Annotated in this window: 13 protein-coding genes; 12 read left to right on the forward strand and 1 reads right to left on the reverse strand. The window is 56.9% G+C overall.

From position 1 onward, the window contains the following. Positions 1-89 precede the first annotated feature (89 nt). From J3350_RS10660 to J3350_RS10680, 5 genes are all read left to right on the forward strand, one after another. Positions 90-926 (forward strand): PRD domain-containing protein, encoded by an 837-nt coding sequence (locus J3350_RS10660; protein WP_207686594.1) that lies wholly within the window; start codon positions 90-92, stop codon positions 924-926. Between the two features lie 177 nt (positions 927-1,103). Then, complete coding sequence (locus tag J3350_RS10665; RefSeq protein WP_207686595.1) at positions 1,104-2,504, forward strand: PTS transporter subunit EIIC; 1,401 nt, start codon at positions 1,104-1,106, stop codon at positions 2,502-2,504. 116 nt (positions 2,505-2,620) lie between these two features. Next, positions 2,621-3,385 (forward strand): ChbG/HpnK family deacetylase, encoded by a 765-nt coding sequence (locus J3350_RS10670; protein ID WP_207686655.1) that lies wholly within the window; start codon positions 2,621-2,623, stop codon positions 3,383-3,385. A 79-nt stretch (positions 3,386-3,464) separates the two neighbouring features. Continuing rightward, complete coding sequence (locus tag J3350_RS10675) at positions 3,465-3,662, forward strand: hypothetical protein (protein ID WP_207686596.1); 198 nt, start codon at positions 3,465-3,467, stop codon at positions 3,660-3,662. Positions 3,663-3,712: 50 nt separating this feature from the next. Beyond that, complete coding sequence (locus J3350_RS10680; protein ID WP_207686656.1) at positions 3,713-5,128, forward strand: relaxase/mobilization nuclease domain-containing protein; 1,416 nt, start codon at positions 3,713-3,715, stop codon at positions 5,126-5,128. A 325-nt stretch (positions 5,129-5,453) separates the two neighbouring features. Here the strand turns inward: J3350_RS10680 and J3350_RS10685 are convergent, their stop codons facing one another. Then, positions 5,454-7,364, reverse strand: coding sequence for a LysR substrate-binding domain-containing protein (locus J3350_RS10685; RefSeq protein ID WP_207686597.1), 1,911 nt, complete (start codon positions 7,362-7,364; stop codon positions 5,454-5,456). Between the two features lie 261 nt (positions 7,365-7,625). Here J3350_RS10685 and J3350_RS10690 point away from each other — a divergent pair, with 261 nt between their 5' ends. The 7 genes from J3350_RS10690 (at position 7,626) to garD (ending at position 16,638) form a co-directional block, all read left to right on the forward strand. Next, positions 7,626-8,687 (forward strand): tripartite tricarboxylate transporter substrate binding protein, encoded by a 1,062-nt coding sequence (locus J3350_RS10690; protein WP_207686598.1) that lies wholly within the window; start codon positions 7,626-7,628, stop codon positions 8,685-8,687. A gap of 133 nt (positions 8,688-8,820) precedes the next feature. After that, positions 8,821-9,291: a tripartite tricarboxylate transporter TctB family protein gene (locus J3350_RS10695; protein ID WP_097777499.1), complete on the forward strand. Its 471-nt coding sequence runs from the start codon at positions 8,821-8,823 to the stop codon at positions 9,289-9,291. Positions 9,292-9,304: 13 nt separating this feature from the next. Continuing rightward, positions 9,305-10,837, forward strand: a complete 1,533-nt coding sequence (locus tag J3350_RS10700; protein ID WP_207686599.1) for a tripartite tricarboxylate transporter permease — start codon at positions 9,305-9,307, stop codon at positions 10,835-10,837. Beyond that, positions 10,830-11,936 (forward strand): alpha/beta hydrolase family protein, encoded by a 1,107-nt coding sequence (locus tag J3350_RS10705; protein ID WP_242700259.1) that lies wholly within the window; start codon positions 10,830-10,832, stop codon positions 11,934-11,936. The genes J3350_RS10700 and J3350_RS10705 overlap by 8 nt, the downstream gene beginning before the upstream one ends. 13 nt (positions 11,937-11,949) lie before the next feature. Continuing rightward, positions 11,950-13,989, forward strand: coding sequence for a glycoside hydrolase family 28 protein (locus J3350_RS10710; RefSeq protein WP_207686600.1), 2,040 nt, complete (start codon positions 11,950-11,952; stop codon positions 13,987-13,989). 15 nt (positions 13,990-14,004) lie between these two features. Then, positions 14,005-15,099, forward strand: coding sequence for a glycoside hydrolase family 105 protein (locus J3350_RS10715; RefSeq protein ID WP_207686601.1), 1,095 nt, complete (start codon positions 14,005-14,007; stop codon positions 15,097-15,099). Positions 15,100-15,117: 18 nt separating this feature from the next. Further along, complete coding sequence (gene garD, locus J3350_RS10720; protein WP_207686602.1) at positions 15,118-16,638, forward strand: galactarate dehydratase; 1,521 nt, start codon at positions 15,118-15,120, stop codon at positions 16,636-16,638. The last annotated feature ends 59 nt before the right edge of the window (positions 16,639-16,697 follow it).

Here is a 16,697-nt window from a genome sequence, read left to right on the forward strand (position 1 = left end):
GGAGGCTTGTCCGCAAAGGCATGGGAAATGTAATTCGGTGCTTTTGTGTACGCCTGCGGTTTTATTTTTGTGGGCTCGGAGGGATATGTATGATCGTTGTAAAAAACATCAATAATAATGTCTCCCTCTGTCTGGACAGCCGCGGTAAGGAAGTAGTGGTGTTTGGAAAGGGCGTGGGTTTTGTAAAGCCGCCTGCTGAAATACCGCTCGCAAAAATAGAACGAACTTTTTACGACTTAAACAGTCAGTATCTATCTCTTCTAAATGATATTCCAGTCAAAGTAATTGATTTTACAGCCAGGCAGATAACAGCTATCCAGGATACCCTTCCCTATGAAACGAATTCCAACCTAATCCTAACTTTAGCCGACCACCTGGCTTTCGCTATGGAGCGAGCCCAGAAGGGCATTTACATCCCCATGCCCTCTATCTATGCGATGGAGACCGACTACCCATTAGAGATCAGTGTGGGTCGACGGATAGTAGCTAATTTGGAGCAGGAGTTCAAGACACGGCTTCCAAAGGGGGAGGTTCAAGGCGTGGCCATGCACTTCATCAATGCCCGAACCGGCCAGTCCAACCAAGCTGAGGCCAGCATTGAGGAGCGGTATGAGGACATCTTGGAGCGGACTACACAGATCATTGAGCACGAGCTGGGTATTACGGTCCAGCGAGATACCTTTAGCTACGCCCGCTTCGCCACCCATGTGCAGTATCTCCTAAAACGCATTTTTGACGATACGCACATCGACAGCGTCAATACCCAGATGTATGAGTCGATTCGGGACGAGTATGAAGCGGTATCAGGATGCGTGGACAGAATCGGAGAGTATCTGAAGAGCAACTGGGACGCGGAGTTAACGGAAGAGGAAAAACTCTACCTCATCATGCACATAAATCGGGTGCGCAGCAAAGAAATCGAATAGATTCAAAAGTGAATATGCTATAAAAAGGATTTGTTACCCTGCGAGGGGGCTTGACCTTTCAACACAGTGGGCGATATTTTTGCGCTGACTGTGCTGAAGGTCTTTTTTTTTGTATTTTAGGCGTTGGGCCCGACGCCATAAAATAAAACTAACACTGTTCAAAAAGGAGAGAGTACCATGGCAACTGACAACAAAAAAATCGCTCAGGACGTTCTGGCCGCTGTTGGCGGCAAGGATAACGTGACCTCGGCTACCCACTGCATGACCCGACTGCGTCTGACCCTTAAAGATATGGGCCTTCCCAATGAGGAGGAGGTCAAGAGCATCTCCGGCGTGCTTGGCGTGGTCCAGACCGGCGGGCAGTTCCAGATCGTAATTGGCCAGAATGTGCCCAAGGTTTACCGGGAGTTCTGCAGTCTGACGGGCCTGGCCGCCCAGGAAACGATCAACGAAAAACTGGATGCGCCCAAGGAAAAACTGACCCCGAAAAAAATCGCCTCCAACATCATGGGCTACTTAGCAAGCTGCGTAACCCCCCTGGTCCCTGTTATGATGGCAGCTGGTCTGTTTAAGGCTGTACAGGCCATATTGGGTCCTTCTATGTTCGGCATACTTACCGTAGAGAGCCATACCTATCTACTGCTGGATTTTGTTTTCAATGCTGGTTTCTATTTCATGCCGATTTTGGCAGGATTTAACGCTGCTAAAAAACTAAAAGTCACGCCTGCTCTTGGTGCTTATATGGGCTGCATTCTCTTGGCACCTGGCTTTATGCAGATGGTAACTGACAAAACGCCCTTCACTATCTTTGGCATCCCGGTTACCATGACAAATTACAGCCAGACGCTGTTGCCTGCTGTGGTGTCAGTGGCTTTCCTGGCTTTGGTTTATAAGCAGATCGAGAAGGTCATGCCCAGCTCTTTAAGCACCATCTTTACCCCGTTTCTCACGATGTTAATTACTACTCCCGTTGCTCTTTTGGTCTTAGCCCCCATTGGAACAATTGCGGGCAATTTGCTTGGCGGCGGCATTGTGGCGTTTGGCAACGCTACTGGTTTCCTGGGCGTGGCCGTCCTCGGTGCTATTTGGGAACTTCTGGTTATGACTGGTATGCACATGGTGGTCTCTATGCCGTTTTTTATCCTCTTCTTTGAACAAGGCTATCAAAGCGGCGCCATTTTAGGGGCTAACTGCGCTACCTGGGCTTGCTTCGGCGTGGCTTTGGGCGCGTTCCTGCGGATGAAGAAAAAAGAGGACAAGTCTATGAGCCTGGGCTTCTTCATTTCCGGTATCATTGGTGGTGTTACCGAGCCTACTTTGTATGGCCTGTGTCTCCAGTACAAGCGCTGCTTCATTCCCTTGATGCTCGGAGGTTTTTTGGGCGGCGCTTATATGGGCATCACTAATGTTTGCCAGTACGTACTGGGCAGTGGTACAAGCTTCCTGAGTGTCATTGGCTTTACCGGCGGAACTACTGCCAACCTGGTCAACGGTATCATTGCATGTGTTCTGTCTATGGTGGTAGCCACTGTGGCAACTTACTTTATCGGTTTCAGCAAAGAAGAGCTTAAGGGATAAAACTACGTTTTGCCCATCCCCGGTTCCGTCTGTGGGCTGGGGATGGGTTGCAGGCAAATCGCTTTCTACACGAGAAGCAGTTAAATATAAATAAGTGAAAGGGGATCAGATGAGTGATGGAAAAGCTCCAACTCATTGTTCGCGCTGATGACATTGGCTATTCTGAGGGCGTAAACTACGGCATCGAGAAGTCAGTGAAATCGGGTATTGTTCGTTCGGTGGGCCTTATGCCTAATATGGCTGCCGCCGCCCATGGTCTCAAACTGTTGGAGGGTACCGGAGTATGTATCGGCCAGCACACCAATCTGTGTATTGGAAAGCCCTGTGCCGATCCCAAGCTGATTCCCAGCCTGTTGGATGAGAATGGAAACCTGAAAAGCAGCAAAGCCTATCGGGAAGCTTGGGCAATTGGTAGCGAATTTACAGTCTTGGAGGAAATGGTCATAGAAATTGAGGCCCAATACCATCGTTTTAAGGAATTGGTAGGACATGACCCCAGCTACTTTGAGGCTCATGCTGTAATGAGCAAGAATCTTATCGCTGGGCTGAAAATTGTGGCCGAGAAGTATGGCCTTAAATACAACGCTATGAACTTTGATGGAACGGGTACCTTTAGCGGCAGGCCGCTCACCATTTGTCCAATGAACTCCATGAAACCAAACTATGATCCCTGGGAAACTCTTAAGAGCGGGGTGCGGAACGCCACACCAGGAAAACCAGCCGTATTCGTAGGACACCCTGGATATATTGATGACTTTCTCCTTTGTTCCAGTTCACTTACTCTTAACCGTGCCAAAGAGGTGACGATGCTCACCGATCCAGCCATGAAGAAATGGTTAGATGAGCAGGGCGTCGAGCTCATCACCTATGATGATATTTGAAGATAGACAAACAGCCTAAGGAGAATAAGCGTGTCCTGGGACGCAGTAGTTTGAGTACAACAGCACGATTTTTTCTGAGATGCTGGGTGAGGACGAAAACTATCAGCGGCTGAAAAAAGCCAAAATAGCGGCTGAAAAAGCCATGCGGAGCGTCATCAGCAAAGAAGCGTGGAAGCAATACCTTGCTTTGGATGAAATCTGCAACGAGCTGGAATGCGCCCGTTACAAGGCGATGTATCTGGCAGGTGCTGCTGATTACGAAAAATTATCCAAATGATCTTGATGCCGCCTTCGGGCGGCATTTTTGTTGCAAAGGGGGTGATGATGCTGGCAGCAACACGGTTGATTGCGCTGCACAAAAACAAAGGCAAGTCGGTTGCGGCCTGCCTGAAAAGCCGCACGGACTATGCAAAGAATCCTGACAAGACGAACAGGGGAGAGCTGGTCAGCAGCTACCAGTGTAGCCCTTTGACCGCAGACGAAGAATTTATGCTGTCCAAGCGGCAGTACGAACTTGCCACCGGACGCAGACAGAAAAGCGATGTGATCGCTTATCAGATACGGCAGTCCTTCCGACCCGGTGAGATCACCGCAGAGGAGGCTAATAAGGTGGGCTACGAACTGGCCATGCGCTTTACCAAGGGCAAGCACGCCTTTGTGGTGGCAACGCACACAGACCGGCAGCACATCCACAACCATGTGATCTTCAACTCAACAGCGTTGGATGGCACCAGAAAGTTTCGGGATTTTTTCTTTTCGGCGTTGGCAGTGCAGCGGTTGAGTGACCTGATTTGTTTAGAGCATCAGTTGTCCATCATTGAGAAGAAACCCTACCGGGAACGGCAGAAGCGTGTTCTCTATCCTCCCAAGGAGAGTAATCGTGACCGCTTGTGCGGAATCATCGACACCATCCTTGCAGAACAGCCGAAGGATTTTGAAGTCTTTCTGCAAAAACTGGAGCAGCAGGGCTATGAGGCGAAGCGTGGCAAGTACACGGCGGTGAAGGGAAAAGGGCAGAAGCGCTTTATCCGGTTCCGCACTCTGGGCACCGGCTATGGTGAGGACGAGATCAAAGCGGTGCTGGAGGGCAAGGCGAAACACCAACCGTACCAGAAGCAGCCGCCCAAAGAACAGCCCTTCCAGTTGCTGGTGGACATTCAGGGAAAAATGGCAGAGGGCAAAAGTGTCGGCTATAAAAAGTGGGCAACGAAGTTCAATCTGAAAGAGATGTCCAAAACTCTGCTGTTCTTACAAGAGCAGAAAATCAGCAGTGCCGAGGAGCTGCGGGAACGTGCAACGGCAGCAACAGAACGCTATCATGCTATGGGGGATTCCATCAAGGCAGCGGAAACAAGGCTGACAGAAATTGCTATCCTGAAAACCCACATTATCAACTATGCCAAGACCCGTGAAGTGTACGCCGCCTATCGGAAAGCCGGGTACAGCAAAAAGTTTTTGGAAGCCCACCGAGAGGAGATCACTCTGCACAAGGCGGCGAAAACTGCCTTTGACGAGGCCGGACTGCAAAAATTGCCTAAGGTCAAGGAGTTGGATGCGGAGTTTGCAGAGCTGCTGACCAAAAAGAAAGCAGCCTACCCGGACTACCGCAAGGCACGGAACGAGATGCAGAAACTGGTTCGGGCACAGAAAAATGTAGAACGATTTTTTGCGGAGGAAAAGGGCACCACCGAGAAAACTCAGACCCGATATGAATATTCTGTTTGTCGTCACGCACGATTATGAATTTCTGAACCGGGCGTGTAACTGCTATGTCCGGATAGATAAGATAAATTGATCGGGAAAATAAAAAAACAGCGACTTTGAACGGTCGAATTTGCTTTCAGACCTTCAATAGCAACAGCACCCCCACACAGATTGACATGCTACCCCCAGAGTATTCAGAGTTTTGTTTTTTACTCTGTCTACTCTGGGGGTAGCATATCACAGGACGGTGCCGGGGGCGAATTCTCCCGTTTTTTGGACTTCCTCAGCAGGCTTGCCGACATTCAGACCGGGAAGACCGTTGCTGCGGATGTTTCGTTTTGCAAAAGACGGTGCACCGACTGATTTATGGAAGTGCCAGCACATCGGTAAGGGAGGTGCGGATCAGTTCTATCAGCTCGTCGGTCACCGGGGGCAGGGTGCGTCCTACATGGTGTGCCAGCAGCAGATACAAAGGCTGGGGCGGGTCCAACGCAGCGCACCGGGGATGGTGGCGGCGCTCCATCAGGTTCAGGGGCAGCAGGGAATCGGCAATGCCAATATTTGCTAGCTGCCGCAGGATGGAGGTATCCGCCTCACAGGCAGCGGGGGGCAGCTGCCCGAACATCTGGGGCAGCAGGGCGTCTTGCAGGGTCCGGAGGGTGGAGCCTGCCGATGCCATTAGCTGGGGGCGGGGGTCCAGCCCCCCGGGGAACAGATCCCCGGGCTGCCATCCCTCCGGGCAGCGGCAGGGGGCAAAGCAGTAGACCATCTCCGTAAGGGTCAGTACCTGACAGTGCAGCAGGTCCTGCCGGGGCTGGGAGGAAAGAAAGATGCCCAGATCTGTGGAGGAGTTCATCAGGGATTCCAGGGTCTGCTCCCGGTTCTCCTCACGGATGGTCAGCTGGATATCCGGGTGCCGGGCGCAGAATGCAGGCAGGGCGTGGTCCCGCAGCGCCTTGGCAAACAGGGGGTCACAGCTGATATACAGTTTACCGCCGCGTCCCTGCCGGTAGGACTTGGTGTGGGCAAACATCTCGTTTTCGATGTGGAGGATGTTCCGGGCGTTGTTTACAAAGATGGTCCCGGCACTGGTGGGACGCAGCCGGTTGTGCTCCCGGGTGAACAGGGGAGTGCCCACCATCTCCTCCACGGCACGCAGGTGGCGGGAAAGGGCGGACTGCGCCAAAAAATGCCGCTCTGCCGCCCGGGAAAGACTCTGCTCCTCCACGATAGAAATCAAATACTCCATCACCCGGCTGTCAAGGTTCACCTCCTGCATGGTCTGCAGGGCGGTGCCCACTGCCTCCCGGGGCAGGCTGCCGGTGTCTGCCAGCTGAGAGGGTGAGAGCACTTCTTGCAGCAGCTGGTCCACCAGCGGGTCGTCGGTGGGCTTGTACCGGGGATCGCGGAGGCGTTCAGTGATCAGCAGACCTGCCAGATACCGCTCCGGCTCCGTAAGGGTGTGCCCCAGCGGGAAACGCAGGTGCAGGGTCTGGTGCACAGGAGGATTCAGCGGACGGTAGGCAAGTTCGCTGCAGGGAAATACGTGAGCGTTGCTTACCAGCCCCACTCCCACTGCCTGATGCATCATGGAGTCCAGCAGGATAACGTCGTTGGACTCAAAGGCGACTACGGGCTGGAACCCCGCCTGCTGGAAAAGCTGCTCTGCAATGAGCCGGATGCTGTGGCGGGGACCCTGCAATACAAAGGGAGTGTCCCGCAGGTCTGCCAGATGGATGGTCTCCTGCTTTGCCAGTGGGTGGGAGGCAGGCAGGGACACCAGCAGTTCTTCGTGGGCAATGGGGATGTCGGTGATCTCGCTGCTGGTGGCACCGGCGCCCAGTGCCAGGTCCACCAGTCCCCGGGCGATGGCTCCCGGCTGCTCGGCGGCATACAGCTCGGTGAGGCTCAGGGAGATGTCCGGGTACCGGCGGGAGAACTGGTTGTAGATCTTGCTGAAGATGATGGCACCCCGGTTGGGGGCGGTGGCAAGACGGATCGCCTTGCGGTTGCCGCCGGTGACCTCTTTCATGGTCAGCAGCATACGGTTCTGCTCGTCAAGGATCTTCTGGGTGCATTCCACCACATACCGTCCCACGGCGGTTGGGTACAGGCGGCGGTTGTACCGCAGGAACAAAACAAAGCCAAAGGTGCGCTCGCACTCTGCCAGAAACTTGCTCAGCGCCGAGGGGGAGACGTGGAGCGCCTGCGCCGCATGGCTCAGATTGCCATAATTTGCAATGGTGGAAAGGTAATAATACTGACGGGTGTTCATAGCAGTTCCCTTTTGTTACAAAATGGTAAAAAGTCGGATTTTAGCCAGAAATCTGCAAAGTGCTGGGGAATATGGAAAAGTTTTTCCATAATAAGTATAAAGGACCACAAAAGGAATTGCAAGCTGCTGTGAACAAATCGTTATGAAAAAACGGAATTCTTGTGTATCGTAAAGTGAAGCGGCAGGTTGTACAATAAAAGCACAGAGAGGGTAACACCTCAACCAACGCAGAATGATCACCGGAAAAGAAGGAGACTAACAATGAAGAAGATCACCAGAAGATCCATGCTCAAGGGCAGCGCCGTTGCTGCTGCAGCCCTTGCCCTGTCCGCCTGCGGCGGCTCCAGCTCCAGCTCCAGCTCCGCTTCCTCCGCCAGCGCTGCTGCATCCGCAGCCGCTGACGGCATCGGCTTCCCAAAGAATGAGACCATCACGCTGGCGGTTCCCGGCAAGGCAGGCGGCGGCTCTGACTTGGCCATCCGTTACTACAGCGAGGGTCTGAACCGTATCTACGGCCTGAAGACCACCGTCACCAACTACGACTCAAACACCGTCGGCCACCAGACCGTCGCCAACGCAAAGCCGGACGGCACCACCCTGACGCTGGCTACCTCTTCACTGAACATCCAGTACATCACCGGCAACGCTACCGTAAACCCCATGACCGACTTCACCTTGATCGCCTGCCTGCAGGACAACGGCTTCTCTACACTGGCTGTTCCTGCAAACGCACCTTACGATGACTTTCAGGGCTTCGTCGATTACGCAAAGTCTCATCCCAATGAGCTGAACGCCGGTATGCCGGCTGCAGGTGCAAACACCTTCCTGTTCGGCAAGCTGTGCAGTGTTCTGGGCATCGAGCTGAACAAGGTTGAATGTGCTTCCGAGTCTGACCGTCTGACCAATCTGGCCGGTGGATTCATCGACATCGGTGTCGTGGGTCTGGGCAACGCTCAGGAGTATTCCAAGGCCGGCAAGCTGAAGGTCATCGGCACCGTGGCGGGCGACGGCATCACCATCGACCAGTACCCCGCTGAGCTGCCTGAAAACTACAAGACTCTGCAGGAGCAGGGTTTCAAGGACTGCTACATGCTGGTCTACCACTACCTGATGGGACCTGCCGGCATGGACGAGACCATGGTCAAGCAGATGAACGCAGCCATGGAAGAGGTTGTCAACGACCCCACTGTCCATGATGGCATCGCAGGCATCGGCCACATCCCCGGCTGGCACGACCTTGAGGAGTCCGAGGAGCTGCATCAGAAAGAGTACGATGAACTCGTCAACATCGCAAAGAACCTCGGTATGTACGTTCAGGGCTAACCCAAAATTCTGCCATCGACTGCACTTTTTATCTGCACAGAAGTCTTTCTCTGAAAAGTGTAGATCCTCCTAAATAGACAGCCCGGAGCTTCTCCTCTCCGGGCTGTTTTTGAGAAAAGCGAGAGGTACTTCCATGAAAATGAGACACGATATGGTAACAGGCATCGTTGGCTTGCTTACCTGTATTTTCTTCTTCATCATGACCCAGCAGGTCCGCCAGCCGGCCAATCTGCTGGAGCCGGGTCCCCGGCTGCTGCCGTATGTGGCTATCTTCCTGATCGGCATCAGCTCCATTGCCCTCATCGTCAAGGGCTACAAGGAGCGCGAGATTGCCGAAAAGCCCTATTTCCCCAAGGGCGGCGTGATCAAGGTCACCAAGAGCTTTTTGATGCTGGTGATCTACGCCGTGGCTATGACCTATCTGGGATTTGTGATCACCACCCCGTTTGCAACCGCCGCCTTTATCTATGATTTGAAGGGCAACAGCGAAGTTAAGCCCGTGTCCACCGTCATCATCTCGGTGGTCGTCACGGCTGTGCTCTACGCAATGTTCGTCTTTGCGTTCCAGATCAAACTGCCCGCCGGCGTTCTGTTCGGCGGCTAAGGAGGGAAAATAAATGGCTGCATATCTTTCTGCTTTACTGGTCTGCATGAAGCCGCTGAACCTGCTGCTGATCTTTGCCATGGTCGCGCTGGGCATCGTCTTTGGTGCAATCCCCGGTTTGTCCGCTACTCTGGGCATCGCTCTGCTGCTGCCCATCACCTTTGGTCTTTCCACCGAGACTTCCTTTGTCATGCTGCTTGCCATCTGGATCGGCGGCGTGTCCGGTACCTTTATCTCGGCGGTGCTCATCGGCATCCCCGGTTCTTCCTCTGCCATTGCCACCTGCTTTGACGGCTATCCCATGACCCAAAAGGGACAGGCAAGCAAGGCGCTGGGCATCGGCATGACCGCTTCCTTCATCGGCACCGTGTGCTCTGTGGCGATCGCCACCGTGCTGTCCCCGGTGATCGCAGAGGCGGCTCTGCATCTGGGACCCTGGGAATATTTCTCCCTGTGCTTCTGCGCCATTACCCTTATTGCCTCCCTGTCCAAGGGCAACATCTTCAAGGGCATCATGTCCGCCGGCATCGGTCTGCTCATGGGCTGCATCGGCATGGACCCCATCAACGGCGCTACCCGCTTCACCTTTGGCAATGTGTACCTCACCTCCGGCATCAGCACCGTTGCACAGATGCTGGGTATGTTCGCCATGTGCCAGATCATCCGTGACAACGCCAAGGGCGAGGCAAAGATGCCCGATGTGGACGTCAAGAACATGAAGGGGCTTGGCATCGGCTTCAAGGACATCATCGAAAACATCAAGACCATTATCTTTGCATTCGCTTCCGGTCTGTGGATCGGCTTCTTGCCCGGCATGGGCTCCGGCATCTCCAACATGGTCGCCTATGGCTATGCCAAGGGCATCAGCAAGGATCCCGAAAGCTTTGGCAAGGGCAACCCCGCCGGCGTGTGGGCATCCGAGACTGCAAACAACGCTTCTCTGGGCGGCGCTCTGATCCCCATGATGGCTCTGGGCATCCCCGGTGACGGCATCACCGCTATGCTGATCGCAGGTTTGACCATCCACGGTCTGCAGGCTGGTCCTCTGTTCATGACCGAGCAGCCGGACCTTGCTATGCTGATCTTTGCCTGCGTCATGGTGTCCGCCATCGTCACCTACCTGATCCAGATCGTCACCAAGCGCTGGTTCCCCTACATCCTCAAGATCCCCTATCACTACCTGTATACCGTCATTCTGGTCATCAGCTTCATCGGTGGCTACGGCATCTCCAACACCATGTTCAACATCTACGTCATGCTGGCACTGTGCCTGCTGTCCCTGTTCATGAGCGTTGCCGGTCTGCCCACCAGCCCGCTGGTGCTGGCGTTCATCCTGTCCAGCAAGTTGGAGCGGTACTTCCGTCAGGGCATCAGCTACGCCCACGGCAGCTATGCCCCCTTCTTTACCCGTCCCATCTCTCTGATCCTGCTGATCGTCTCGGTACTCTGCGTGTTCTGGCCCTACATCTCCGATCACCTGAAGGCGAAGAGGGCGGCAAAGAACCCTGCCCCCACTGCCGCAAATGTGGACGTGAACGATGACTGATCCGGTACAGCTGCCTGCCCAGGAGCGGGTCTACGGTTCCCTTGCCTCCATGCTGCGCAAGTACGACCGCTACGCCCGGCAGGACGCTTTCCGGGGCAGCACTCCGGAGGAATTCCGGCAATGGCGGGAAGATACCCGAAGCCTTTTGCATTCCCTGTTGGGAACATGTAAAATGGAACGTGGTATACAAGATGCTCGCCGAATGGAGACCGTCTTCACAGAGGAGGGTATCCGCCGGGAGCACTGGAGAATCCAGGTGGAACCGGAGGTCTGGATGACCCTGTTCCTTTTGGCGCCTGCCGGCGCTGGAAAGGACACCCCGGTGATCCTCTGCCCTCCGGGGCACAACGGTGCCGGAAAGTACTCGGTCGCCGGTGTGCGGGACTACCCGCCCATTACCGAAAAGATCGACCACTACCATTACGATTACGGTCTGCAGCTGGCAAAACAGGGCTGCGTGACGGTGTGCCCGGACTGCCGGGGCTTTGGAGAGCGGCGGGAGGACCCGGAGGACACCCGGCGGCTGCCGGAAGGACTGAAGGGCGACTGCTACCGGCTGGCACACATGGGAGAGCCTCTGGGCATCCCGGTGTTGGGGATGCTGACCTGGGACCTGGCAAGGCTCATCGACTGGCTGGAAGAGGACAGGCGCTTCAACACAGACCGTCTGGGGGCCGTGGGGTTTTCCGGCGGCGGGATGCAGACGCTGTGGCTGGCGGCGCTGGACGACCGGGTAAAGTTTGCCGCCATCAGCGGCTATATGTACGGCTACCGGGACGCCCTGCTGACCCTGAACAACAACTGTTCCTGCAACTATGTGCCCCACCTGTGGGAGCATCTGGACATGGGCGATATCGCTAGCCTCATTGCACCCCGCCCGTTGTGGGTGCAGTCCTGCCGGGAGGACCGGCTCAACGGTCCCCGGGGCGTGGTAAACGCTCAGGAGCAGGTGGCGATCGCCGCCGAGGCGTACCGGCTGCTGGGTGCACCGGAAAACCTCCGGCACCAGATCTGCCCCGGCACTCACCAGTGGCACGAAGAAGACCTTGCAGAATATCTGACATTTCTTTTGGAGCATTCCATCAATAGCAAAGAGTAAGGGAGTTTTCCCCATGAACAAAAACGAGCTGCGCAATACCATCCTGTCCCAGATCCAGTTGCCCTGCATCGGCAAAAACCGGATGCAGGTGGAGCCGGTGCCGGGACAGATGCAGACCCGACAGCTGCAGCAGGCGATCGACGACCTCAGCCGGCAGGGAGGCGGAACGCTGGTCCTGCAGCCGGGCGTCTACCGCACCGGTGCGCTGCACCTGAAAAACGGCGTGGAGCTGCACCTTGCATCGGAGGATACTCTGGTGCAGTTTGTGCCCGATGACCCGGCAGAAAACTACCCGCTGGTGTTCTCTCACTGGGAGGCAAGTCCCTGCTACAATTTCAGCGCCCTGCTGTATGCCTGTGATGCACAGGACATTGCCGTTACCGGCAAGGGGGTGCTGGACGGCGGCGCCGATGCAGACCACTGGTGGAACTGGCATCATCAGGTGGAGACCTCCTGGTCTGAAAACAAGCCGGACCTGCAGCTTGCCGACCGCAGTGCCCTGCGCAGCATGAATCTGGGCGGGGTGCCGGTGGATCGGCGCATCTTTGGCGAAGGACACTACCTGCGCCCCAACTTCTTCCAGTCCATCCGCTGCCAGCGGGTGCTGCTGCAGGGGGTCACCCTCCGCAACAGCCCCATGTGGCAGCTGAACCCGGTGCTATGCAGCAGCGTGGTGGTGGACGGGGTGACCCTTTCCAGTCACGGTGCCAACAACGACGGCTGCGACCCGGAGAGCTGCAACGGCGTGTGGATCAAAAACTGCCGCTTTGACACCGGCGATGACTGTATCAGCCTGAAGTCCGGGCGGGACCGGGACGGCAGAGAGGCAAATGTGCCCTGCCGGAACATCCTGATCGAAAACAACGACTTTGCAGACGGTCACGGCGGCGTGGCACTGGGCAGCGAGATGAGCGGCGGCATCTACAATGTGCTTGCCAGCGGCAACCGATTCTCCAGCCCCAACCTGACCTATGCACTGCGGCTCAAGACCAACGCCCGGCGGGGCGGCGCTGTGGAGCGGGTCATGCTATGCGACAGTGTGATGGACCACGTCCACGGGGCGGCGGTCCACGGTACCATGCTCTACGAGGATGGGCGCAACGGCGACAGCCTGCCGGTGTTCCGGGACATCACCATGGAGAATATCACCGCCCACGGCGGAGATTACGGCGTCTTTCTGGAAGCATTCCCGGAGGTGCCTATTACCGGGCTGGTGATGCGGAACATCACCATTGACGGGGTGCGCCAGTGCCTGCGCAGCATGAACTGGAAGGATGCGGTGGTGGAAAACGTTACCATCAACGGTAAACGGTTCCCCCGTCCCGGCTATGTCCGGATCCTGGGGGTGCCCTGCATCGGAGGCACGGTCACTGCCAGCGCCGAGAGCTGCGGTGCACAGGAGCCGCTGACCTTCTGCTGGGAGGCGTCTGAGGATAACAAAAACTGGACCCGGTGCGGCGGGGGAGAGACCATCGCAGTGCCTGACGGGGCGGCATACCTCCGGGCCAGCGCCGCAAACCCTGCCGGAGACCGGGAGAGCAGCCGCAGCTACCGGGTGCTGCCGGCACCGGCGCAGGGAGCCGTTCCCCGGCTGTACTGCCGTGGGATGCTGGACGCCCCGGAACTGGAGCGGGGCAGCGAGCCGGTGACCCGGCTGGAAGTAGCGCAGATGCTGCTGCCCCTCGCCGATGATCAGCTGCCTGCCCCGGAGCTGACGGATACCGCCGAAGAAGCGGCACGCCGGGCAGCGGCAAACCGGTTCTTCCCGCTGGAAAAGGGCTGCTTTGCCCCCCGGCGCACCATCTCCCGACAGGAGATGGCAACGGTGGCAATGCAGGCGTGCGGGGTGAACTACCGCAACGCATCCAGTACCATGCCGGTGTGCACCGACGTGGACCGGGTGGCAAACAACTACGGGACCAATGCGGCGCGGGCGCTGTATTTTGGATTCATGCAGCTGGAGGCGGACGGACGCTTTGACCCGGAGCGTCCGGTGAGCCGGAAAGAGGCTGTGGAGATCCTGGACCGGGTGGCAGATTTTGCCGGACTGTAAAAGGAGATAAAACGCATGTGGCTGGAGTATTTTGAACAGTATCTGGACCGGGTCTTTCCCCGGTTCCTCAGCGAAAAGCCCTGGAATTATAAAGACGACCTTTGCATGGTGGGGGCGGAGGACCTGTACTGCGCCACCGGCAGCGAAAGTTGGCGGGAGCCGGTGCGCCGGAACTCTTCCTTCCTGATGGACGACGCCGGCAGGGTGGCAAACTGGGTGCCCGGAGAACACAACATCGACAAGGTGAGCTTTGGCAAGTCCATGAGGATCCTGCGGGATGTTACCGGGGAGGCACGGTGGGCAGAGGGCGTGGAGCGCGCCTACCGCATTCTGGCGGACTACCCCCGCACCGTCACCGGGAACTTCTGGCACAAGGACATCTATCCGGATCAGGTCTGGCTGGACGGCTTGTACATGGGGATGCCCTTCTACGCCGCCTGCCTGACAGAAAACGGCGAGGACCACTGGGACGACATTCTGGACCAGTTTACCTCTGCCCACAAACTGCTGTGGGATGAGCAGCTGGGTCTGTACCGTCACGCCAACGACTGCTCCCGGAAGATGGAGTGGGCGGACCCGGTCACCGGGCAGAGCCCGGTGGTGTGGCTCCGTGCCGAGGGCTGGTTCCTCATGGCACTGGCGGACACCTACGAGATCGCAAAGGACCGCACCCCCCGTGCCGGGGAGCTGTGCCCTCTGCTGAAAAACGCACTGGACCGTCTGCTGCCCTATCAGGTGGCAGACACCGGCATGTTCCTGCAGGTGGTGGATCGGGCAGACCTGACCGGCAACTACTCCGAGACCTCCGGCAGCGCTATGGTCGCCTACGCCCTGATGAAGGGTGCACGGCTGGGAATGCTGCCGCCGGAATACGGGGAAAAGGGTAGCCGGGTGCTGGACGGCATCCTGGACACCTACCTGAAAAAGGGCGAGCAGGGCTGGGAGCTTCACGGCATCTGCGCCAGCGCAGGTCTGGGACCGGGACCGGACAACCGCACCGACCGCACCGGCACCCCGGAGTATTACCTGAGTGAAAAGCAAATGGTGGACAACCAGCACGGTGCCGCCGCCTGCATGATGGCGGTCAGCGAGCAGCTGCGCCGTGCATAAGAGTATGAGGTGATTATTATGGCAGAACGTTTGACCATCCAGATCAAAGACAACGACAACGTGGTGGTTGCCGTCCACGACCTGCCCGCAGGCACAAAGACCGAGAGCGGCGTGGTCACCCGGGATCCCATCCCCCAGGCACACAAGATCGCACTGGTGGATATCCCCGCCGGCGGCGAGATCATCCGCTACGGCGTGGTGCTGGGCTATGCAAAGAACGACATCCCCGCCGGCAGCTGGATCAACGAGCATATGTTGGACCTGCCGGAAAGCCCGGCACTGACCGATATGCCCTGGGGCACCGACATCAAGACCCCGGACCAACTGCCCACCCCGCCCCGGACTACCTGGATGGGCTACCGCAACAAGGTGGGTCCTGCCGGCACCCGCAATCTGCTGGGTATCGTCACCACTGTGCAGTGCGCTGCAGGCGTGGTGAAGGTGGCAGTGGAGCGCATCAAAAAGGAGCTACTGCCCAAGTACCCCAATGTGGACGGCGTGGTTGCCATCACTCATCCCTATGGCTGCGGCGTTGCCATCAACGCTCCGCTGGCATACATCCCCATCCGTGCCATCACCAATGTGATCCGTCATCCTAACTTTGGCGGTGAGGTCATGGTGGTGGGTCTGGGCTGCGAGAAGCTCACCTACGACCGGGTGCTGCCTCCGGAGGACATCAACCCGGAGAACTGCCTGACTCTGCAGGACTGGAAGGGTCACGATGCCATGATGCAGGCGATCCTGGACATGGCGGAGAAGAAGCTCCAGAAGCTGAACCTGCGCCACCGGGAGGAGCTGCCCCTCAGTGAGCTGCTCATCGGTATGCAGTGCGGCGGCAGCGATGCATTTTCCGGCATCACCGCCAACCCCAGCGCAGGCTATGCAGCGGATATGCTGGTAAAGGGCGGTGCCACCGTAATGTTCAGCGAGGTCACCGAGGTCCGGGACGGGGTGCCCATGCTTGCCGCCCGCTGCGTCAGCGCCGAGGTCCGGGACAAGCTTGCCGCCGAGATGAAGTGGTACGATGATTACCTTGCCGAGGGCGGTGTGGACCGGGATGCCAACCCCACTCCGGGCAACAAGAAGGGCGGTCTGGCAAACATCGTGGAAAAGGCAATGGGCTCCATTGCCAAAAGCGGCACCAGCCCCATCGTGGAGGTGCTGAGCCCGGCGGAGAAGCCCTCCAAGCACGGTCTGATCTTTGCCGCCACCCCTGCCTCCGACATCGTGTGCGGACCTTCTCAGGTGGCTTCCGGCATCGGTCTACAGGTGTTCATGACCGGTCGTGGCACCCCCTACGGTCTGGATGTGGCACCGGTCATCAAGGTGTGCAGCCGCAACGAGATGAAGGAGCAGTGGTTCGACCTCATCGACATCTCTGCCGGTCACGTTGCCACCGGCGAAGCGACCATTGCCGATGTGGGTACCGAGATCTTCAACCTGATCCTGGACGTGGCAAGCGGCACCAAGGAGCCTTACAGCGATCAGTACGGCTTCCACAACGATATGTGCATCTTCAACCCTGCCCCCATTACCTGAGGTGCAGCGCAAGATAGAGTACGAATACGGAAATCATTCAAACAACCTTATGGAGGGAA

It is taken from the genome of Faecalibacterium sp. Marseille-Q3530, from assembly GCF_017377625.1.
In the GTDB taxonomy this organism is placed as follows: domain Bacteria; phylum Bacillota; class Clostridia; order Oscillospirales; family Ruminococcaceae; genus Faecalibacterium; species Faecalibacterium prausnitzii_E.